Source organism: Paenibacillus glucanolyticus NBRC 15330 (assembly GCF_004000885.1).
GTDB classification, from domain to species: Bacteria; Bacillota; Bacilli; order Paenibacillales; family Paenibacillaceae; genus Paenibacillus_AQ; species Paenibacillus_AQ glucanolyticus.
The window spans coordinates 1-5196 of sequence record NZ_BIMC01000041.1; the positions used below are offsets into that span (position 1 = coordinate 1).

Annotated in this window: 3 protein-coding genes; all 3 read left to right on the plus strand. The window is 37.7% G+C overall.

Annotation, left to right across the window (positions count from 1 at the left end; genetic code table 11):
- Window positions 1–1007, plus strand: a 1007-nt coding sequence (locus PGL02S_RS27920; protein WP_127502982.1) for a hypothetical protein, incomplete at its 5' end; no start/stop codon positions are given.
- A gap of 84 nt (window positions 1008–1091) precedes the next feature.
- Window positions 1092–2450: an S-layer homology domain-containing protein gene (locus tag PGL02S_RS27925; RefSeq protein WP_063477574.1), complete on the plus strand. Its 1359-nt coding sequence runs from the start codon at window positions 1092–1094 to the stop codon at window positions 2448–2450.
- Window positions 2451–2465: 15 nt separating this feature from the next.
- A partial coding sequence (locus PGL02S_RS27930) for a DUF5704 domain-containing protein (RefSeq protein WP_127502984.1) occupies window positions 2466–5196 on the plus strand: 2731 nt, incomplete at its 3' end.

A 5196-nucleotide genomic window follows, 5' to 3' on the forward strand; every position in this document is an offset into this window, starting at 1 on the left:
TTAATTTTGCAATTATCTTTGTACTCATACTCCTACCATTCGTCGTTATAAATTCACTTGATGTCGAAGCACAAAAAAAATCCATGTATCTCGAAGCTCAGTACAACGCAATTATCGATACAGCAGCGCAAGATGCTGCTTCAGTGCTCCTAACCAATTCTGAACAAGATAATGAAGCTCGATATGAATCACCAAAGAATGTAAGAGTGAATAAGGAAGAGGCCGCAAGAGCCTTTTTTAATAATCTGTACATTAACTTTGGGGTTATTGATGATCCTTATGGACAAGGAACGATTCAAAGATATATCCCTGCGTTCGTTGTTATCGGTTATGATGGCTACTATATTTACTCTGAGCAGGAGTATCTGGATGCTAATGGTGATAAGGCACTGAAACATGTGTGGTCACAAAAAAAACCATACTCTTATAAAGATAAAGCAGGGAATATATTTTCATTTACACTTGATGATTACATTACTGTTTATCAAGCAAATTCCAAAGAACTCAAACAGGGATATCTATTCGAAATAGATCCACTCACTAGTCAAAAATTTGTCTCACCCATGTGGGTAGGTTCGTCAATTCCTCTAATCCACGATACTACGAATTTTGATAATATTCGTCGACAAACGATTGTGTCGTTAATACAGTCAGATTTAGAATACGAAATTAACAAACATAATAATCTGGTAAGGAGATATGGAGTTTCCTATACTTTTACTCTTCCTTCGATTGACCAAGAAGAGTGGGATAACACCATTGATGACGTAGGTGTTCTTGCTTTTGTTCAAGGAATTCCTGTCGGAACGAAGTATTATAATAACTTTGCACTTGGTGGAGCAAGAATTATTAAAAAGCAAGAAATAACCGGCATAACTGTAAATGGTACTAAATACTACTATGATCGCTCTGTCTGTAAATCGGGAGTGATGAATCATGAAACATTTATCAGCGGGAAAGAAGCAGCAGCTAATGGTTATCATCCATTATCGTGCCTTAACAAATAATCTTGTTTCAGTTGGACACAGATAATTGCACAGGTTACTATTAAATTAAGTTAAATTATTACAAATGAAATGGGGATATATAAAATGAAAAAAGCTCTAGTAGCATCTATAGCGGTTATCTCGATGCTTTCAACAACTACAACTGGTATTGGACCAGCAATAGCGGCTAGTACATCACCAATTGCGGACGTGCAAGACATGATTAAAAATGGTTTGGAAAGTGCAAATAAAGTTGTAGGGGATGTTACTGATTCTGTAAAAACAGTTGTCGATTCTTTTAAAGATATAGTTGGCCACTGGGCAGAATCCAGTATAGTTGCTGCAATCAAACAAGGCATTGTGAGTGGTTATCCTGATGGACTCTTTCATCCAGAAAACAAGGTAACACGTGCAGAGTTCATTAAGATGACTGTTGTTGCAATGGATCTTCCTGTTAATAACAATGGTCAATCTGATAAGTGGTTTGTTCCTTATATCGATTCAGCTAAATCTACTGGTCTTTATAAGGAAGGAGATTTTTCTTCTGGCGACATGACTAAACCGATGACCCGATTAGATATGGTACATATCGCAGTGAGAGCCATCGGTGAAACTGCGAAAGATGATAATGAGTTTATGTTAATTGCTGTGAAGAATGGACTCATTTCAGGAACGGGAAATGGCAAGCTTGATCCGGATGGTACAACGACAAGAGCTCAAGCTGTAACCGTAATACAACGAATTCAAAAAGTGAAAAGCGGAATAACGTTGCCAGTTGATGAAAAAGCCGTTGCAAATGCAGAATCCGCGATGAATGCAAAGAAAGATGCGTGGGGACGCACTATTAGAACTACTAATCTACCTAAAAACGCAAAAGATTATGTCTACATACTAGAACAGTATCCAAATGAGATGTACGAAATGGCGTATCCTAAAATTGTAGATACCAAGCCGTCAAAACTTGCACAAACTGATAATTATATTAAGCATGTCCCAACTATGGAAGCTTGGAAGAAGAATACTGAAGATTACTATAACTCACTACTAAATGTGAATTACAAAACAATAAACGATAAATGGGCTGAAGACCTTTTTAGTCATTTCAATCAATCGAATGTTTTTGTATTAAAAGATATGAAGAATTATGTTGCGTGGGTTAAGAAAAACAAGATTGTAACTGAAGGTGAACTTACAGCAGAACCAACGATGGTATTTTCTTCCGACCGACTAGGTCTCTACTATATTAGAACCAAGTTTTCATTTAAAATCACATCATATGATCAGTACAAGGATATTTTCTTTGACGAATTCTTTAAAAGTCGTACTAATTTCCAAAAGGGTGTTTGGTATGAAGGTTATGCGGACATCCCTTTGTCAACCAATGTTGGAGGTAGTCATTTAAGACAGATTGATGGGCAGGCATCACTATTTAGACTCACTAATATTATTCGCAAGATGAATTAGTAAGGCGTGATAACTATGAAAACTCTTCATAAAAAAAGAATTGCCTTGACTATGCTCATAGTATTAATTTTAAATTTATTTTTTTTAAACCTTTCATATACGGTTCATGCTGCTGATAGTGTAATGGTTGATAAATACGGAAGAATAAATTTTACAACAACCAGTACAAAGGCCACTACAGGGATTAAATACAAAACTGTTGGTTTTACAATTACTCGTTCAACTTCATGTTCCGGTTCCCAATGTGCTCCTCAAAACGGTACACATGGGGTGGTAAGAGTTCAGCAGATAGATGAGATTGATAATGGAGATGGGACTGTAACAACCTATTTCCAAGTGCCTGAAGCTTCGGTTTCCGCAGCATTGGAGTCTGCGGGCTTAAAAGATATTACTTATGGAGGAACCATTTACTTATCTTCAATTTTCCATGTAGTAAGAAATAATAATGAAGATCATACTGACCATGTAGACTTGCAAAGCATTAAAAATGCAGAAAATTGGGCTGATCCTAATGGATTCAGACAATATTACGATATACCAGTAAGTTATACTGCTAAATATGAAGTAACAAAGATCTACAGAACAAGCGATGGAACAGAAATCAAAAGAGGAAATGTAGATAATCCTAATGATCCTGATAAGCGTTGGCCAGTAGGCGAAGAAATTAATGCAAAACTTGACGAGACAGTAGTCTTCAACGGAAAAACCTACTCACTTATTAAATCTTACATTCAATCAAAGCATAAACCTAATGATCAGGATTATGTTCAAACAGGAACGCCATCTTCTAATCCTAAGTTAGCTCAGCGTAGCTTCACCACCTATCTTGGAGGAACAAATGTTATTGGCGTATATAGAGAGGGAGCAAATCCTGTTGAAGCCATATATGAATTGGAAGATGGCACGAGGATTAAATCGGTTGATATTGGTGAAAAGTCAATTGGAGATCCAGTAAGTCATACGTTTGAAGAAAAGGTCTCTTTCCAAGGTAAACAAAATGAAATTATAAGGTCTTACATCATCCAGAATGAATTTCCTAATGATAAGAAGTTTGTTCAGGAGAAGGGGGATCCTAATCTACTTACCAGAAACACAACCGTCGGAAAAGGTGGTACTAAATTTGTTGGTGTTTACAAACCACTAGATGGTAGTGGAGGTGGTGGAGGTGGCAGCTGTACCTATGAAATTGGAGCTCCTTCTAAAGGAAACATTCTCTCTGGTTCTGTTTTAGATCCTTCAGCTAACGGAGTGTTAAAAGCAGATGATCGCGGTTCAGAGAAGTTTGATGTTTCCAAAGGTATACCAACATCAGAGGACTTATATGCTAACGTTTTTGGTAAGAATTATTTATTCCAAAATAAATGGGCAAATATGCGCGGTCAGGTTACTTATACCGTTACGGTTAAAAAGGTCTACAATAAGACATGGACAATACCAGCAGTACCCGGAAATCCAGGAACACCAGCCAAACCAATGAGCAAAGAAGTGCCAGTTCAAAAAAATGTTACTGTGATCAGAGATTATAGTTACTGGCAAATCGATAATCTTGAAGTATACAAGTTAAAGAATGCTACTGTAAAAAATTATGCTCTTGGTGGTTACGGTGAAACTGTAACCTTGAATCCAAACGGATATATAGCGCCTACTTTGGTTTCTGATAACAAGACGGCTGTTGAAGATCATGTGCAACCACAACCATGTAACATGGTTGATCTTGGTACCGAAACAGTTTCTGGTGGTTCAAGCGAACCTCCAACACCTCAAGAGGATTTTCAGCCTGTAGCAGAGGCCGAAGTAAAAGAAGTAAAAGTAAAAAATGACCATGTTGTATTTAATGGCACTACTATCATGAATAATGCTCAAGTTGAGAAAGAAGCTCCAAGACCTGGCAGTATCCCTGAACCCCAGGAAATCGGACAAAATGTTCTGTACCAATCTGGTTATACGGTAAGTAAAACGCTTGTAAATAAAGCTAACCAGCCAACAACCGGTAAGATATATTACGACATTATTCCAGGTAATATTAATGGAGGAAGTAATAAAGAGTTTGCTATTAACGGGATGAACTCGGTGACTGTGCATACTCCGGTTGTCATCTATGCTGCTATTTCCGATGATAAGGCACATAATCAAAAAACGGTCCCTGCGCCAAATCGAGAAGCAACAATTCTCGATAGACCTTTCACGATTTACATGCCGACAAGTGGTCAACATCGAAACATATTGGGCTATGGTGATCGCGATTACGCTAAGTATGTTAGAGATAAACAAGTTTGGTTCCCATTTGATGTTTACAGTGAGGACAAATCGAATTTTTATCCTAAAAATACTTGGATATCAATTCCTGTAAATCAGGAAGCAACAACATTCTTTATGCCGGTATGGGTGGATGAAGGAATCCATGATGTTCTCTTCCGGACCATTGCCGAGAACGCTCCTCCAAACTTTACGACCCAACCGGAAGCCAACTTGGATTTAGCGCACCATGTAGCAACCGATGTTGTACCTGTTGATGTAATTGGTAGAGTATACGACTTTCACATAACCGATATCGCTGATTTTAATTGGGAATCTTTTTTCCGTAAAGCAAAAGGTAGCAGTGTACCTACAGGTAACAGCTTTTGGGTAGGTGATAAAGAAATTGACGGGGCTGCACGAATTGGAGCCAATAATTATATTTTACCTGTGCGGCAGGGGAGCAATCCTTTATCAGGATTGCAAAATATTGCAGTTAAAACAGGTTATC

Coding starts and splice junctions, on each gene's coding strand:
- PGL02S_RS27925 (WP_063477574.1), top strand. CDS start 1,092: ATGAAAAAAGCTCTAGTAGCATCTATAGCGGTTATCTCGATGCTTTCA.